16 protein-coding genes are annotated in these 16,964 nt (G+C 43.7%); 1 reads left to right on the top strand and 15 read right to left on the bottom strand.

What is annotated here, in order from left to right; translation table 11 throughout:
• Positions 1–137: 137 nt before the first annotated feature.
• The 7 genes from MMB75_RS20105 to MMB75_RS20075 form a co-directional block, all read right to left on the bottom strand.
• Entirely contained in the window at positions 138–1,130 is a 993-nt protein-coding gene (locus MMB75_RS20105; RefSeq protein WP_277510204.1) for an SPFH domain-containing protein, read from the bottom strand.
• Between the two features lie 21 nt (positions 1,131–1,151).
• Positions 1,152–1,946: a TPM domain-containing protein gene (locus tag MMB75_RS20100; RefSeq protein WP_277510202.1), complete on the bottom strand. Its 795-nt coding sequence runs from the start codon at positions 1,944–1,946 to the stop codon at positions 1,152–1,154.
• Positions 1,943–2,977: a TFIIB-type zinc ribbon-containing protein gene (locus tag MMB75_RS20095; RefSeq protein ID WP_277510198.1), complete on the bottom strand. Its 1,035-nt coding sequence runs from the start codon at positions 2,975–2,977 to the stop codon at positions 1,943–1,945. The genes MMB75_RS20100 and MMB75_RS20095 overlap by 4 nt, the downstream gene beginning before the upstream one ends.
• Positions 2,978–3,003: 26 nt before the next feature.
• Positions 3,004–3,663 (bottom strand): PspA/IM30 family protein, encoded by a 660-nt coding sequence (locus MMB75_RS20090; protein WP_277510196.1) that lies wholly within the window; start codon positions 3,661–3,663, stop codon positions 3,004–3,006.
• A gap of 178 nt (positions 3,664–3,841) precedes the next feature.
• Positions 3,842–4,684, bottom strand: coding sequence for an aldo/keto reductase (locus MMB75_RS20085; protein WP_277510193.1), 843 nt, complete (start codon positions 4,682–4,684; stop codon positions 3,842–3,844).
• A gap of 278 nt (positions 4,685–4,962) precedes the next feature.
• Complete coding sequence (locus MMB75_RS20080) at positions 4,963–7,347, bottom strand: phosphoketolase family protein (protein ID WP_277510191.1); 2,385 nt, start codon at positions 7,345–7,347, stop codon at positions 4,963–4,965.
• A 292-nt stretch (positions 7,348–7,639) separates the two neighbouring features.
• Positions 7,640–8,362 (bottom strand): GntR family transcriptional regulator, encoded by a 723-nt coding sequence (locus MMB75_RS20075; protein ID WP_016820141.1) that lies wholly within the window; start codon positions 8,360–8,362, stop codon positions 7,640–7,642.
• Between the two features lie 317 nt (positions 8,363–8,679).
• On the opposite strand from MMB75_RS20075, the gene MMB75_RS20070 reads away from it, so the two are divergent.
• Entirely contained in the window at positions 8,680–9,828 is a 1,149-nt protein-coding gene (locus MMB75_RS20070; RefSeq protein WP_016820140.1) for a glycosyltransferase, read from the top strand.
• A gap of 214 nt (positions 9,829–10,042) precedes the next feature.
• Here MMB75_RS20070 and MMB75_RS20065 read toward each other — a convergent pair whose 3' ends face one another.
• The 8 genes from MMB75_RS20065 to MMB75_RS20030 form a co-directional block, all read right to left on the bottom strand.
• A complete protein-coding gene (locus MMB75_RS20065; RefSeq protein ID WP_277510185.1) occupies positions 10,043–10,993 on the bottom strand; it encodes a ring-cleaving dioxygenase in 951 nt (316 codons plus the stop codon).
• Between the two features lie 74 nt (positions 10,994–11,067).
• Positions 11,068–11,466, bottom strand: coding sequence for a DoxX family protein (locus tag MMB75_RS20060; RefSeq protein WP_117290516.1), 399 nt, complete (start codon positions 11,464–11,466; stop codon positions 11,068–11,070).
• A gap of 69 nt (positions 11,467–11,535) precedes the next feature.
• Positions 11,536–11,763: a DUF896 domain-containing protein gene (locus MMB75_RS20055; protein WP_016820137.1), complete on the bottom strand. Its 228-nt coding sequence runs from the start codon at positions 11,761–11,763 to the stop codon at positions 11,536–11,538.
• Between the two features lie 354 nt (positions 11,764–12,117).
• Positions 12,118–12,534 (bottom strand): DUF4280 domain-containing protein, encoded by a 417-nt coding sequence (locus MMB75_RS20050; RefSeq protein ID WP_016820136.1) that lies wholly within the window; start codon positions 12,532–12,534, stop codon positions 12,118–12,120.
• Positions 12,535–13,056 (bottom strand): hypothetical protein, encoded by a 522-nt coding sequence (locus tag MMB75_RS20045; protein ID WP_164965020.1) that lies wholly within the window; start codon positions 13,054–13,056, stop codon positions 12,535–12,537. It abuts the gene before it with no gap.
• A gap of 14 nt (positions 13,057–13,070) precedes the next feature.
• The gene (locus MMB75_RS20040) at positions 13,071–14,321 is read right to left on the bottom strand and encodes a pentapeptide repeat-containing protein (protein WP_277510176.1); all 1,251 of its coding nucleotides are present in this window, start codon (positions 14,319–14,321) and stop codon (positions 13,071–13,073) included.
• Between the two features lie 77 nt (positions 14,322–14,398).
• Positions 14,399–15,814, bottom strand: a complete 1,416-nt coding sequence (locus MMB75_RS20035; protein ID WP_277510173.1) for a contractile injection system protein, VgrG/Pvc8 family — start codon at positions 15,812–15,814, stop codon at positions 14,399–14,401.
• A complete protein-coding gene (locus MMB75_RS20030; protein WP_039276511.1) occupies positions 15,811–16,485 on the bottom strand; it encodes a hypothetical protein in 675 nt (224 codons plus the stop codon). Before MMB75_RS20030 ends, MMB75_RS20035 begins: the two co-directional genes overlap by 4 nt.
• Positions 16,486–16,964 lie beyond the last annotated feature (479 nt).

Raw genomic sequence — 16,964 nt, 5'->3', positions numbered from 1 at the left:
TAGCTATAGTACCTTATCCTGTGTACTTTTTTCAATCCAATAAATCAGATTTATAAAGAAAATGCTTGAACAAACTACAATAAAAAAGCAGTTATCACAGAGAATACTCTGCAACAACTGCTGTTTGGTTTACAAAGCTATCCGTTCAATTTATGTCCACAATTCGGACAAAAGTTAGCTCCCTCGTTTTTTGTACCACAATTCGGACAAAAATTTGGCCTTTTACTGTCGCCAGAAGGAGTGGGGGCATCGGGTGCAGGCTGAGTCTCAGCCTGAGGCTGTTGACTTGGGTTCAAATTTTTCATCATTTCATTGGCTATATTCATGCCCATCATCATACTCGCCATATCCGACGCAGCACCGCCGCCTTTTACATTCCCCGATGCCATACCGTCAGTCATCGTCACTTGTTGGTACTTTTGCAGATTACCGATCATTTCATGAGAAGCTGTCTTCGTAATCATATCCTGAATTTCTTGAGGATAATTGAAGCTCATCACATGAAAGCCTGTAATCGTCATACCGTTGTCCATCACTTGCATATCCAGGTCTTCTTGAATGCCCTTCGAAATATCAGAAGCATTTGCCTGTAGATTAAACATGTCCTTGCCTTCTCTGCTGATCCACTTCATCAATAACTGATCCAACACCGAAGTAATGCGTATTTTAACGTCCTCTACAAGATAACTGTCCTTTACCCCGGCAATCTTATCAATAAGCGTAACATAATCGTTTACTTTAAAATTAAACGTACCGTTGGCCCGAATCGGCATCCCGCCTGGCAATTGGGGAGTCGGGATCAAAACCGGGTTTTGTGTTCCCCATTTGACCGTAAACTCCTTCGTATTAACGAACAAGACCTCCACCCGCATGCCGCTATTAAAACCGAACTTGAACCCTTTTAATGTCGATAGAAATGGAATAATATCCGAGTCCATGTTATATGACCCTTCATTCTCAAAGATACCCTCGATCTTGCCATTATTGACAAAAATCGCATCCTGACCGGAGCGGATGATTAATTTACTGCCTTTTTTAATTTCACGATTGCTCCACTTCCAAAAGATCATGTCATCCCTAAATTCTTCCCATTCTACTACATTTGCAAATTGATTTCTGAAGAATCCCATGTGCTGTATCCATCCCTTCCGTTAAAATGATCCTCTGCTGCCGCTATGCGAATGACCGCCGCTGGTGGTTCCGCCCCCTCCGCCTGATGAGCTGCTGCTACTGCTCTTTTCAATCTTCCGCTTCGTTGTCGTGGTGTGAGTGTACAGATCTTGATGTGCAAGAACCCCTGACGTGCTTGCATCCTCGTAGGTCTGCCGATTTACCGTAACCCGACCGCCGGAACTCGAAACCATCTTACCTACAATAATAGACGCCAATCCCAGCGCAATCGCCAAGTGAAGCCAGCCTTTGAAAAATATACTGTCCGGATTCACCCCTGGGCGGATAGCCAAATATTTGTGCGCGCCGAGAATATACTTTTGAAAGGCAAGTCCATAGTTGCCATTCGTCAGATCCGGGGTAATTTCATGGCGGATTTTAGTAAGCCTGTCGTCATCCAGATACCGTTCTGCCTTATAAAATCCGGCCAAGTACACCTCTCTATTCCTCATATCCATCGTTAAAATGACTGCATTTCCATGAGATCTGTCATACCCCGGACCATGATCATCATAAAAATCCTGTGTCATTTTCATAACATCCATATTGTCGGGATTGTTGGTCGTATAAATAATAATGTCCGTCTCTCTCTCGGCACCGTATTGATTAGCCATAGAGTTCAACACATCATACTCTTCCTGATTAAGTAGACCCGCCTCGTCAAAAATCAATGGCTTCATCTCTGTCGTTGCTGCTTCGCCCTTCATTTCCATAGGAACCGCTAGAAAAACAGCAAAGAACATTAAAACAGCCACAATGGTTCTATATTTTTTCAATAGAATTCTCCCCCCATTATTAGCCAAGTTATGAACCTTAATGAAAAGAGAGTTATGCCGAAAATGCCTGCAAACCAAGCTGTCACTTTGAACTTGCTAATCGGAGGCTTACCAACTACCTTGCCCGTCTGACCGTTCATCGCAAACGTATGCTCCAATTGATTGTAGTCATAGTGGATGACCCATACTGGGAGCAGGACATAATCCGCTTGTTTTAATGTAGTATCAATTTGCTTTTCCGTGTAACTCACAGACGTATACTCTGACACCGTGGACTGAATATAAGCATCAATATATTCCTTCACTTTGTCTTTCACGCGCGGGAAAAGCTCCTCTTCGTTATAACTATACTTTTCCGCAATATAGCCCGCTAAATATGGCGTTTTAAAAGGTTTGAGCTGATCATAAGGAAAAGGCTCCAATTTATCCATCAGCTCGTCATTCATTTTCTCCGCAGCATCAATCGGAACCTTCACGTAATTCAAACGGACTTTCCGATATACATCAAAATGCTTCGTTTCTGTATATTCGTAATCTCCGCTCGTATAGGTTCTCACTTGGTTACCTTCACCTTGAACCTCAATTTGATTATGTAATTCATATAACCAGAAGGGGACATACATACCGGTTATTCCCTTGATTCGATCGGCTATCATAAATCGGTTCGGTGTCAGTCGGCCATTCTTGCACCATTTTTTGAACGCAGCTATGGCTTCTTCCTTGCTGATCGAAAAAGGAATAACCTGCGCCGGAGCCAGCTTCCCGGTCAGTCGATCACCCAGTACCACGGCAGAACCACAAAAGCTGCACACCGTTGCACTCGTCTCCACTTCGGTCATAATTACTGCTCCACAGTTATTACAATGATACTCATGGGCCTCATCTTCTGAAAAAACACGATTGGTCAGAGGATCAGGAATCGTATCGATGTTGTCCTCTCTTCCGCAGCTATGGCAAGATAACATTCCTGTCTCACTGTCAAAGACCATGCCGCTGCCGCAGTTGGGGCATTTGTATTCGATAACCGGCATCTGCTCACCTCTTCATGTAGAAACTATTATGATTCTTTGGAATTGATTTTCTGCTTGATTGCAGCCAGCTCATCTTCTGCATTGGTACTCTTCTCATATTGTGCGAATAACGCATCCAGGTCGTCCTTCGTCTCTCCCCGGAGTTCAGCTATCGCCATCGCTTCATCATATGCCTTGTTTGCCTTCTCTTCCAAGGCCTCAAAGCCAGAATCATGGTCGCCCATAGCATTCAAGGTTTGCTGTGCTTTGGCGATCGCCAGCTTCCCTTTAAGTTCGGCACGCCGCACTTCCAGACGCCCTATATCGGACACCAATTTCTCCTGCATTTGTCTCATATGTACGGCGTTTGCCGAAGCTAATTCATAAGAGGTCTGTAACGATTCCAGTTTCTCTGCCTGCAAGATTTTACGTTCCAGAAACTTTCGAGCCTCATCTTCATTGCCAGCTTCCACAGACTTACTTGCATAATGCTGGAGCTTTTTGATCTCAGCTCTACATTCATCCAGTGCTCTTTTCGCTCTTTTCTCATCAGCTAGTACCGAGGCCGTTTCCGCTTTCACCTTGCCCAGATCACTGTTCAAGTTCCGCATATAATCATCAATGGTCTTCTCCGGATCGCTCGCCTTATCCAATAAGGCGCTGATATTTACCTTCATAATATCCTTAAACCTTGATAAAATCCCCATGATGCCCTCCTTCAAAAAGACTGCATTCCCCCATATCATACATCATATTCGGTTAAAAATGTTCATCATTCATCATAGCTATATTCAGGCCTATCGCATCCTTTCCGCTATTACTAAAAAGCAAAGGGTTCAAAAACCCTCTACAGATTTTTGAACCCTTCGAATTCATTGTTGTAGATTACAGTTCTTCATAGGAATTGGGGTCCTGGTCCCATAGCCGTCCATCTTCCCTGCTAAGCGCTGAAATCACGTTCATTTCCTCTGGTGACAACTCAAAATCAAAAATGTCCAGATTTTCCGTCTGATGTTTTACAGAAGAAGCCTTAGGAATTGGGATCGCTCCCAGTTGAATATGCCAACGTAAAATCACTTGTGTCGCGGTTTTGCCATGAGCAGCAGCAATTTTCCCAATCTCTTCATTTTCCATCATGCTGTGACCGCGACCCAAAGGGCTCCACGATTCCGTCACAATGCCCTGTTCAGCATCTTTGGTACGCTGATGCTCCTGATTAAATAATGGATGCAGTTCAACCTGATTGATGCTCGGCGCGATACCTGTTTCCCGAATCAATCGTTCAGTATGCTCAGGCAGGAAATTGCAGACTCCAATCGAACGAATATAGCCCCGCTTCTTCGCCTCAATCAATGCCTGCCAGGCTTCAACATACCGATCAATTTTGGGATTCGGCCAATGGATCAAGTACAGATCATAATAGTCCAAACCGCCTCTATATAGTGACTCTTCGATCGTGACAATGGCTTCCTGATACGCATGTCGACGACCTGGAAGTTTGGAGCAAATCAACAATTCTTCTCTCGGTACTGAACTCTGCTGGACAGCTTTCCCGACAGCGCCCTCATTTTCATAGTTAAAAGCTGTGTCAATCAGACGGTAACCCGCATCAATCGCGCCGGTTATCACTTTTACTCCATCTGCACCCTTCAACCCAGCAGTTCCAAATCCAATGGCAGGCACCTTAGTGCCATCATTCAATACCTTCTCTGGAATTTGATGGTTCATATTAACAGCCTCCTCTCCTATTCTCTTATACCATAACACCTCTTCAATATTCAGACAAAATACAGTGAACCATTCGGTTCCCATATACTTATTACCCACTTGCTCGTGACTTCCCTATTAAATTCTCAGTGTGCTACATCAAAAAGTGCCTGATCCCCGTTGAAATCATACTTGAATTCAAGGGGTCAGGCACATCTATACTACTACTAAATCATATATTCCAGCTCATACTTGACTGCTTGGTTGTCCAACACAAAGCTGAAATGTACTATACTTTTTTATTTCAGGCCTTCCCATACCCAGTTCTCTACCTCTGGCAAGTCAATACCTTCTTCACGAATGAATTGATGATGTTTCTTAACTATTGCATCCATTTCATCCGCAATATTTGCGTACTTTCCAGCGTTAGGTAAGCTTAGAACAGCTTCCTTCACCAAGTCAAAACGGTCCATTTGATTCAATACACGCATATCAAATGGTGTCGTAATATCGCCATTTTCACGGTAACCATGTACATGCAGATTATGGTTATGACGGTCAAAGAACAGATCTTTGATCAGACCTTCGTAACCATGGAAAGCGAATACGACTGGCTTGTCCTTTGTGAAAAATTGATCAAACTCAGCGTCAGATAATCCACGAGGATCTAACTTTTGGCTTCTCAGCTTCAGTAAGTCTACTACGTTGATGTAGCGAATCTTCAAGTCAGGCAGTTTTTTATGCAAGATCGAGATCGCAGCTAAGCTTTCAATCGTTGGCTCTGTACCAGCAGAAGCGATGACAATATCAGGCTCTCCGCCTTGATCTGTACTTGCCCAGTCAATAATCTTTAACCCTTTGTCTACCAATTCTTTCGCTTCATCAGCAGAGAACCATTGTGGACGTGGGTGTTTGGACGAAACAACCAAATTGATCTTTTGACGGTCATTTAAAATAGTGTCAAAAACAGCTAAAAGAGAGTTGGCGTCAGCTGGCAAATACTCACGAATAAATTCTGGTTTCTTATCAGCCAAATGACCCAACAAGCCTGGATCTTGGTGTGTATACCCGTTATGATCCTGTTGGAAGACCGTTGAAGTAGCTACAACATTCAATGATGGGATGTCTGCACGCCATCCTTGATCCGTTGCTTTACGCAGCCATTTGAAGTGTTGAGTGATCATCGAGTCAACCACACGCAGGAAGGCTTCGTAACTTGCAAAGAAACCATGACGACCTGTTAACACGTAACCTTCCAGCAATCCTTCAGCTTGGTGCTCGGATAACTGGGAATCAATGACACGACCATACGATGACAAGAATTCATCATTAGGTTCAATAATTTGATCCATCCATTGGCGTTTGGTTACTTCAAAAACAGGAGCCAAGCGGTTAGACATCGTTTCGTCAGGTCCGAAGATTCTGAAATTGCGATTCTCTTCATTTAATACAACCACATCTTTAACGTATTTGCCCAAAACCGACATATCTTGCGCAATCACTTTACCAGGCGTGGAGTTATCTAGCGCATAGTTGCGGAAATCTGGCAATTTCAAGTCTTTAATAAGGTGACCTGCATTCGCAACAGGGTTCATTCCCATTCGTTTATCGCCTGTAGGCAAAATATCAGCAATCTCAGCTTTTAAACGACCGTTTTCGTCAAATAATTCCTCTGGTCTATAGCTATTCAGCCATTCTAATAAAGCAGGCGCGTGCTGCATATTTTTTTGATCAACCGGAATTGGAACCTGATGGGCACGGAACGAATTTGTATTCGGCACTCCGTCCCATTCCTTTGGACCCGTCCAGCCTTTAGGTGAACGGAAGATAAGTACTGGCCACGCCGGACGAGTAAGGTCATTATTTTCACGCGCATTCTTCTGGATAGCTTCGATCTTCTCGATGGCAGTATCCAATACTTTCGCCATTTCTGGATGCATGTGATCAGGGTCTTCACCTTCAACAAAAAAAGGTTCCCAACCTAAACCTTTAAAGAACGAGGTTAACTCTTCTTTCGATTGGCGAGACATAATCGTTGGGTTACTAATTTTGAAGCCATTTAAGTGTAAGATTGGAAGCACTGCGCCATCCGTGATTGGATTGATAAATCTGTTAGAGAACCACGAAGCGGCTAATGGTCCCGTTTCGGCTTCACCATCCCCAATAACAACAGCCGAAATCAGATTCGGATTATCTAAAATAGCACCTACACCATGAGAAAGGGAATAGCCCAGCTCTCCACCTTCATGGATAGATCCAGGTGTTTCAGGAGCAGCATGCGAAGCAATACCGCCAGGGAACGAAAATTGTTTGAACAGTTTCTTCATGCCTGGGATATCTTGAGTGATTTGTGGATAGATTTCAGTGTAGCTTCCATCAAGATATGAATTTGAAACCATAACCTGGCCGCCGTGACCAGGACCTTCAATGTAAAGCATGTTCAAATCATATTTATTAATAACACGATTAAGATGAGCATAAATAAAGTTTTGGCCTGGAATCGTGCCCCAGTGTCCAATAGGCTTAACCTTTACATCCGAATCTTTCAAAGGTTCTCTCAACAAAGGATTGTCTTTTAAATAAAGCTGACCTACTGAAATGTAGTTCGTTGCACGCCAGTATGCATCAAGTTTTTCCAAATATGTTTTAGACGAGTAATCTTCTAACACGGGTGATAAAGCCATGGTGTCCACTCCCTAGTAATTTTGTTTGTAATTTATTTCCGGAAATTTCATCTACATGTACATCATAACGCTACACTGAATTAATTCAACCTTTTTCACAAGTGATACGGTCCAATTTTGTGAAATTTTGAACATACTATGAAATATAAATTAAAAAGACAGTAAAAAAGCTCTTACATTAAAATATATAGCAGGATAAACCAATAAAATTTGTGATAAATGAAAAGTTTGCAGACTCTAATCCTTTTTCAAAACTATAAAAAAAAGACCGGAGAATTCTCCAGTCTTTTCATTAGTGTACCGATACAAAGGTATTAAATTTCAAATATTTGTAGTGAAATCGCATATGCGAAAATTCAAATGGGGTACCGTTATCCAAAAAGAAAACACCCTCCATAATGCCTACGGGTTCATTTTCTTTCAATTGCAGTAGCTTTTGATCATTCTCTTCAGACGGTTCTGCAAAAATAGATAAAAAGGATTTGGTGACGGCCAGGTTCCGTGAGTCCTCCAAATAATTAAAAATGGAACCCTCAATAATGGTCTGATTTAAATCCTGGACAATTTTAATGGGGATATAGCCCGTTTCGATCATAAATGGATCATCATCAAACAGACGCAAGCGAACGATTTTATAAACAAAATCATGAGTGTCCAAGAACAAATCGCGCTGTAGTTCTTCTGTCGGTGGAATGACCTCAAAACTCAATACTTTGATTTTTGGCTTTTTGCCATGCATTTGAAAATTATCAGTAACTCCTAGATTAGAGCCCTCGTAGTTAAAGATAGATTCATTTCTTATGTATAAGGGATTAATAAATGTCCCGGAACCTTGTTTTTTGAAAATAATTCCGACACTCTCCATTTTAGTCAGAGCACGTTTAATGGAACTACGACTAACCTGGTAAGTCTCACTAAGACTACGTTCATCTGGCAATCTCATATCTGCAAACTTTCCAGCGAAAATTTTCATTTTAAGATCGTCAATAATTTGCTTATAGACAAATTGTGTCATATAGTACTCCTCTTTCAGGTCTTCTATAACTCCATATAGTTTACCATAAACAAGCCCATTTCATCTCATGTTTGTTTGTGTCCCTTCTACTTTACATCCTTATGCATAATGCTACCATGACATATACATCACACCACTGAAACATATCTGCAAATCAGCAAAAAATACAGCACTCCCACATTAACATCCGCATAGGACCAAGCCTGTTTCGAACTTTGTGGGTTGTTTGACTAGACCAGGCTAAAATCCTTGAATACATTGTTATTATTTATCTCGTTCAAAGGTTGTCTAATTAGAATGGTGGGGGGGAGATCACATTGGCTATCCGCTACAGCGTCATCATTCCAACCTATAATCGCGCCCAGCAGCTGTTGCTCACACTCGCTTCATTTGAATCACAAACCTACCCGAAGCAACTATTCGAAGTCATTGTAGCTGATGATGGTTCTACAGACGGAACGAAAGAAATGGTCGAAGGCTTCAAAGCATCCTATCCTCTTATCTATGTGTCACACCCTGAACAACGCGGTCGATCTGCCGTTCGAAATTTGGGACTGCGCCGAGCAAAAGGGCTATACATCATTTTCTGTGACGCTGACTTTTTGGTGCTGCCTCATTTCATTAAAACCGTGAGCCGTTATCACCGCAAGTATCCCAAATCTGTGCTTTCAGGCATTCCGCACTCGTGGGACGATGCATTTACCCACTATCACCCTGATTTTTCTGTGGAAGAAAAAGAACATTGTCGGAGCATACTTACACAATCCGGCTTATGGAATCCTGACTTTGAAACAGCGAATGAAATTGTTCCAATCATCACCCCTGATGATGTCCTTCATCAAACGGGTGCACTGTCTAAAGTCGTTAGCCCCACAAGGGTTCCTCCCAATACGCAGAAACAATTTGCCTCAACGGACGTAGCTCCCTGGATGATGCTAGTAACTCGTTGTGTGGCCATCAGACGCAACCACTTAATTCGTATTGGAGGTTTCAATGAACGGTTTGTGCTGTACGGACTCGAAGACTGGGATCTTGGCTATAGACTGCATCGCTTAAAAATCCCTTTTTATTGCATCAAAGAGGTGGTCGGGTATCATCAGGAGCATCCAACCCATCTTAGAGGTAACGTTTTAAATACGGAAAATCTAAGAATCATGTATGAAACTTACGGGTTCAATGACTCCTCGTTAAATTTATTTGCTCTGATTCCTCCATCCGAGGATTTTGAGACCTACAAAAATACGCTGCGAGTATTGCGCAGGGGACTCCGTTCCAGGTTAACACGTTCATCAGCTATGTTGTTGAGAAGGACACTACGCATTGCTGCCAAGCAGTTTTATTATCACAACAACACCCCAGCATACCAACAATCATTACGAGCGATACAAAGGAAAGCTGAGAACCGGAAAAGCCGAGTCGCTCATGTGTTACGAGAAATGTTAGTAAAGTCTGAAAAGCTGGTGTAATAACAAGAGGGCGGAAGGTCATGAGATATATACCTGGAAGCAGGTTCTGTCTTGGATAGATAATGTCGTATATTAGATTAGTCAAATCATAAATATAGGTTAATTGCGGAAGATTTCATTTTCAGGAGGTAATTCATCGAATGAAAAATCCACAATCGAATGAGATTGTGGATTTACGTGACTTCATCTGGATGCAAAACAGCAGCCATTTCATTTACTTTTGCTTTTCTGTTAATGTTCTCACTTCAATAGGATGCAGGTTTGCCTCGATCTGAGCCCGCTGCGGTTCATACCACTCTGGTAGCATTAATTTCTGCCCCAAAGATTCCGCAGGTTCATCGTTAGCAAAACCCGGTGGATCTGTAGCAATTTCAAATAGTATGCCGCCCGCTTCTCTGAAATATATCGCATTAAAATATTGGCGGTCGATGATTGGGGTCGGCTGATAGCCATAATGCTGGACTGTGCTTCTCCAGTCTTCATGTTGCTCGAAATCTTTTGCGCGCCATGCAATGTGATGTACCGTGCCTGCTCCACCAAAGCCTAAGCCCATTTTGACCAGCGGAACATCCACGATATTACCGATTTCTCCTGCAGATTGATAACGAGCATATTCGGTGTCTTCGTCGATTTTCGTAAATCCGAGTATGCTCTCCAATGCATCCATCGTTTTCTGTGGATTGACGCTAAATAGTACGGCGCCTCCGAACCCTTTAATGGCGTTGTCAGCCGAAATGCCATCGTAAGACCAAGTACTGTTCGCTCCTTCTGCACGTTCAACAAGCTCAAGACGTAGGCCCTCATTATCCTCGAATTGAAGATATTGTTCATTAAAACGACTTGTATTCGTAACTTCAATACCAAAGCTTTGCAAACGGTGCTGCCAAAAATCAAGTGAACCTGGCGGTACCACATACGAGGTTATGCCCACCTGACCGCCTCCGACTCGCCCTTTGGGGGTTCCTGGTGCCGGGAAAAAAGTAATAATCGTTCCAGGACTTCCTGCCTCGTTACCAAAATACAAGTGATAAACCTCAGGAGCATCGAAGTTGATCGTTTTCTTCACTAACCGAAGTCCAAGAATACTTGCATAGAAGTCGACATTTGCCTGCGGATTACCAGCAAAAGCTGTAATATGATGGATACCTGTAGTTTGAAGTGACATATAAAACCCTCCTTTTAATTGTAAAAATCCTTATTTTTCATTATTGATAATCTTTAATGACCTAAGTTCATGTATTAATGAAGTATTGCATCAATGGAATATGAACCTGCCCCTATCAACGCAATTCCGATTACGACAGCAATAAGAACCAGCGGATATTCATAGCCGTTAGCTGTGGCCCAGATCCCGTTTTGGCCATGTACTTTGACAATCGCTCCGAGCATCGTCATCGTAATCAACAATGCTGCTAGTGGAGTAAGCAGTCCTACAGCAAATAGAGCTCCTCCCAGCAATTCCATCAACCCAGCAGCCACGGCCATCAATACTCCGGGCTTGATCCCGATTGATTCCATCCAACCACCGGTACCTTTTGGACCATAACCACCAAACCAGCCAAAAAGCTTCTGAGCCCCGTGCCCCACAAATAGCAATCCTACTACCAAACGTATCAACAACAATCCACTCGCCAACATAAAATCACGCTCCCTATTATATTTATTATTTAAAGATTTTTAAATTAGAGATATTGAGCAAAGCTAAATTCATGGTTTAACGATTTTAGCCTGCTCTCTTCTAAGTTTTTCAGGAGTTACATCATCACCATTTGGATCGTAAATCGTAGCGTTCAAGAGAATACTTTGTACAGATCCCCGAAAGATTTGAAGGTATTCCTTGCGAAGATCCATTTGCTCCGTTTTTTCAATTTCAGTTAACCCAACTTCTTTTGCTTTGTTTGCCAACTGATTAATTCTTTCTAAAATCGCAATCATGTGTATACCTCCCTATGCAAAATTTTCTGTTTGTTTTTATCTTTAATTTATTTATCTTGATATAAAGATATAATATATTTTTATTCTTGTCAATACTTTATTACAAAGAGAAGAAGATGATGAACTCTTGGGTTGCTTCTCACCCCCATAATATCAAGGCCATCTCCATACTGATATTACTTGTATTTTAAACGTACTATTGCAGTGACCAGACCATCGTAGGTACGATGGATATCCTGATAAGATCGCTTCTTTATCTGGATATCCATCTGATACGAATACGAAGCAGCCTTCAGTTCAACTGTATACACGTCCCGAATACAATTCGAAACCTAACAGCTTTGAAACAGACCCTTAGTCCAGCTCCTGTCCATCATTTTCAATTTGAATATGACCACAATACAGACATTGATGGGTACAGTTTTGTGTCAAAGCCGGCTGTCCTTCGATCTTCACATCACTTTTCCCATTCAGCCACGGCATGGTCAGGACTGGAACACACGGAGCCTTCTTCACGCCATAGATGTCTACCATCTCACTAGCCTGCACAGCTGGATTTAAGGGACTGGAGCAATTTCCAAAAGACTGAATGTTCACTCCTGGAACGTAATCTCCAATGTTCATTTGTGCTTTGTTTTTTACGTAGACTCCATGGCTAAAAGGTCTCTTCAAACGGGTAGGTTGTGTGCCATAACTACAACTTAAGATCGCTCCTGCCACGACATAGCTTTTTTTTGCACCCGTTCCCGGTCTCACCTGGGCTTCTCCCACTTACCCCATCCTCCTTAGTGCTTCTATCTCAACTCTTTGCACTCGAATACCTGTAAAAGATCGGCGCAGCAGGCTTTCTGCCACAGCCAAATGGATATAGATATAAGGTTCGATCAGTCCCTCAATCCGAAAAACAGGAGGCTCTATCTCCCCCTGTCTCAGTAGCAAACGCTTCAACGTACCATTGAGGTACCATTCCGTTTGTGCGGACAAACAGTCCACCATCGGCGGACGAAGCACCCAGTATACCTCCTGTCTGGCCTGCTGGAAATCGGTAAGGATGGCTGCTTTCCACTTCAGTTCCGGCATATATTTCTCCAATAATACTTTCATCCGATCGGACACCAGTGGTAGGGGAAATTCCAAAAAATCCGGGTACACTGTTCGTGGATCGGTATGTACAGCCAAAAAAAGAGGTTCATCCTGCTGTTGCTGTCCCTCGGCCTCCGTCAGGATATCTTCTACTTGCAAAGGAGACAGCGCAGCAGGCTCCACCCGATGCTTTACCCGCTCGTCTACCATCAGTCGAAAATATCTCAGTGCAACCACCCCCTTTTGCTAGCAGCATCCCTGACCTGTGTAGACCACTCCAAACCAATGGCTCCTCTACGCTGTTCATCGGTTAAAATGACTCCTTGTACGTTTGCACCCGTAAAATCAGTCCCGATCAGGCAAGCCCCTTTAAAGGATGCACCTGTCACATCTGCTCCAACAAAGCAGGCATCCGTGAGGTCTGCCCCGTCCAAGGACGCTTTTTGTAGTAACGCCTCTTGAAATATGGCTCCCCGCAACTGTGCATCTTGAAAACGGGCCCCCTGCAAGCTCGCCCCTGTGAAATCTACGCCAGCAAAACCCAATGGCTCCCAATCTAGTGAAGCATCTGATCCATATCCGGCGTTACCTATAACGACATCCAATATGGCCTCATTCAACGAGCATCCGCTAAAATTGGCTCCATGAAGTACGCTGTATGTCAAATCGATTCCATTTAGCTGACTTTCCTGCCACACCGTTCCTACCAGGATACAACCATGCAGACGGCTGTGTTCCATTCTGATTTGGCGAAAGGCTGTATAACGGAAATCCAACAGGCTGTAATCCCCATCCGATAGTTCAACTTGGGTCAACGCCTGATAGCTGTACGCATGTTCTTCTCTTTCCTCTAACCACGACTGGATTTCATTTGCCTCCATGGCTCTGCGATCTTCTCGATATACCGACACACTATGATCCATATATTCCCCCACACGAATCTCGAACGTCTCATCTCGCTCCAGCTCTTGAAACTCCGGCAAGCACACAGCCTGTTTCATCGCCAAACGCAACACGTCCACAACGAGCGCATGAATGTGTACTGCTGCCTCCAACATTATCTGCTCCCATTCAAGCTCCGATAGAGAAACATGCTGCTTCTCTACCTCCCCTCGCAATTGTCGCTGCAAATCGGTCCAGTAGGAATATGTCCAGCTTGTATCCCATTCAAATCGGATCGGCTGCGGATCAAGCATCCATAAAACATCGGAAATCTCTACGAGATAACCAGGCCGTTCTTCCAGCCACATGGTACGTAGCATAGAGTACGTGATATAACCGATCCTTCCTTTTCTTCCTTGAAGCTGCTCTTGCCGAATGTGCTGGCAATATCCCCGAAACTCTTCGACACAGGCCTGAATCCGTTGCTCCTGCGTCCCCTTGAACTTCAGTGCCCAGTCTCTGCGGATGAGAAACCACGCCTGATTCAAAATGGCTTGCCATTGCGGTTCTAACTCATCCATAGGCTTCTCCATTTGTACTCAACCACCACCCAAAGCTCTTCATATACTCATATCTACAGGCTGATGCCATTCGTCCGCTGCCCTACAGCCTAATTCGACTTCACTTCACTGCCCTTCATATCCGCTGATCCACTCAATTGAATATGACTGCCATTGCAATCCATACGCAGCTCGCTGCCTGCCGACAAATTCATCGTTTTCCCAGCCGACAAGCTCAGATTACCACCCGCCGAGATACTTACCTGTTTATTGCTCATAATATGAATGCCTTCCTTATCGTCCAGCTTGATAAAAATAGCACCATCTTTACCCGTCACGACCAGTTCATCCGGTCCCAAACGAATTTCTTTTCCATGAGGTGTTCGCCATATTTTCATCTGCGGATTGGAAAACTTGTTATGCCCGCTTCCTCTGTCTGCACGTCGGACTGCACTGCCTGCTACCCCATCCTCTTCACGGCTGCCCGGAAAATAGAGTGAAACCGGGTCCCCTTTCTCCGGCATTACGTACCAGCCTGTATGTCCCCCGCCGCTATACACCGTCGAATAATTGAACCAATGCGCTTGATCGACCGCCTGCTTCTTGTCGCAATCTAGATGGATACGTACCTGATCCTGACGTACGTCTACGACCACCCCGCCTAATGAAGCACCCGCCAGCTTTTCCTGATAATAGCCTTTCTGCCGTAAGCCTTTGTACGAGGCAAGCACATATTGATGCCGCAACAGCCCTTGCCTCATCTCCGTATAAGCCTCAATGACATACAAACTGTGTCCCTGAAAGGTCAACTGAGCGCCCAGATCCAGCACCTCGTCTGTCTCCACCTCATAAAAAATAAAATCATTTTCGTTCACCTTCGCCTGCTCATTTTCCTGAAAGTAGCGAAAAGGCAGCATCTGCTTGCGTACCGTATAACGGGTATGATCTAGCACGGTCTGTGCAGGGCTGTCTTCAATGCCAAAATAAAATTTAGGACTGTCAAAACGCGCCACAGGCATCAGACTCGTATGATAGCGGGAAGCCATGCGTCTTAAAAAAGCCCAATCCGTTTCCTGATACTGAATGGCAATCCGTCCAATGGGCTCTCCACCTGTCGCTCCATCAATCACATCCAACCCTTCATAATCCTTACCAATCTGCTCCAGCATCTGAGGAATCGTCATTTTGGTATATTGAAAAGAACGGGTGCGTTGCTGAATATCCATCCGATAAGTATGGGATATCGCCTCTACCTCCAGATAGTACACATCCCGCACAACCTTCACTTCGACCGATAGCGCAATCCCGCTGAATAGCGGCTTACTTTCACCCAATTCATTCTGCTGGCTTACCTCAATCACCGTGTTCTTTTCCGTCGTTTCCACATAGCTGTCTTGCATCTCTTCCGGGATGATCCCTGTAAAATAGAGCCGAGTATGCTCGTTGATTTTCTTCGTGAGGGTAAGCTGCTCCAGCTCAACCAGCTCGTAAGGCTGGATTTGGATATTATCGTAGCCCAGACTCATAGCGAATCCGCTCCTTTCTCAAGCGTAGTTTGTAAGGGCAATGAAACTGCATGAAGCGACTGCACTGTGTTTTCCGCTACAGGTATCCATACCTCCATGTCCGATTCCGTACAGTTAAACGTCCCCATCATCACCTGTCCTGCATGGGTGAACAGTAGAATTTCGTTGTACAAATTCGTATCCACGCCTGCAGCTATAAAACGGATCATGCCAATGGACAGACCGCAATGATTCACGATCAATTGAGTGCCCAGCCAGTTACGGATTGGTTGTACAGCTCGCAAAGTGTCCGCCATTTGCTCCACAAACTCAGAAAGTTCCTCGTCTGCCAAAGTGGACTCTGTCCGATTAAAGGTGATATTCACCGTTCCATCCTCTGAGGTATAAATGACCTCTGGACGATATTCCGAAGGATACTTAAATTTGGCCTGCTCCAGTGGCATCAAGCTAAAAGATTTTGGGACGCTAACCTCCATTTGTTCGTCCAAAATTACCCTCAATTCCAACGTAATGAGCTCATCACCTAACCGCAACGCCATATTTTTTCCAGACACGGATTGATCCCGATCAGATATAACAGTTTGTGAAAGACTCGTATTTACGTTATTAGATGCAACATCATAATTAAGCCTATTTTTGAGACTTAAAATATGCTCGTCCATATAGCTCATAGGGTTAGTCCCTTCTTCGTAAAAAAGATAAGTATTTAATTCAAAATATAAAAGCAAAAGGGCATATTTAACAATAACCCATCTTATGTATGTATCGGCCAGAATCGAGATTTTGTTTACAGAAAGAACCATAGAATGCGTTATTTTCAATGTACATTTCTGAAATTAATATGGAGAAGGGGATTGATATCGGAACGGACAATGGATCGAATTGAATCCTTCCTTGCTCAGAATAAAAGCAGTTATTATGACTTGGAAAGGCCGCTCCCTTAATGCAAGTGATTTTATCAAGCGGTTTGGATAATGGGGGTTTGTAGAGTTGAAGTTACACATGGTCCACAATCGAACTCATTAAAAAGCAAAAACCCGCTCAATGAGCGGGTTTTTTAATGGAGGCGAACCATGGCACGGCAAATCCACAATCCGTCGTCGAGTAATGTTGAGAGTATTGGGGAAGGTGGCTTAGAATAAATCCATCT

It is taken from the genome of Paenibacillus sp. P2(2022), assembly GCF_029522175.1.
In the GTDB taxonomy this organism is placed as follows: Bacteria; Bacillota; Bacilli; order Paenibacillales; family Paenibacillaceae; genus Paenibacillus; species Paenibacillus polymyxa.
Note: the sequence above shows the minus strand (reverse complement) of the source record. Positions and strands in the feature narration are given on the sequence as shown.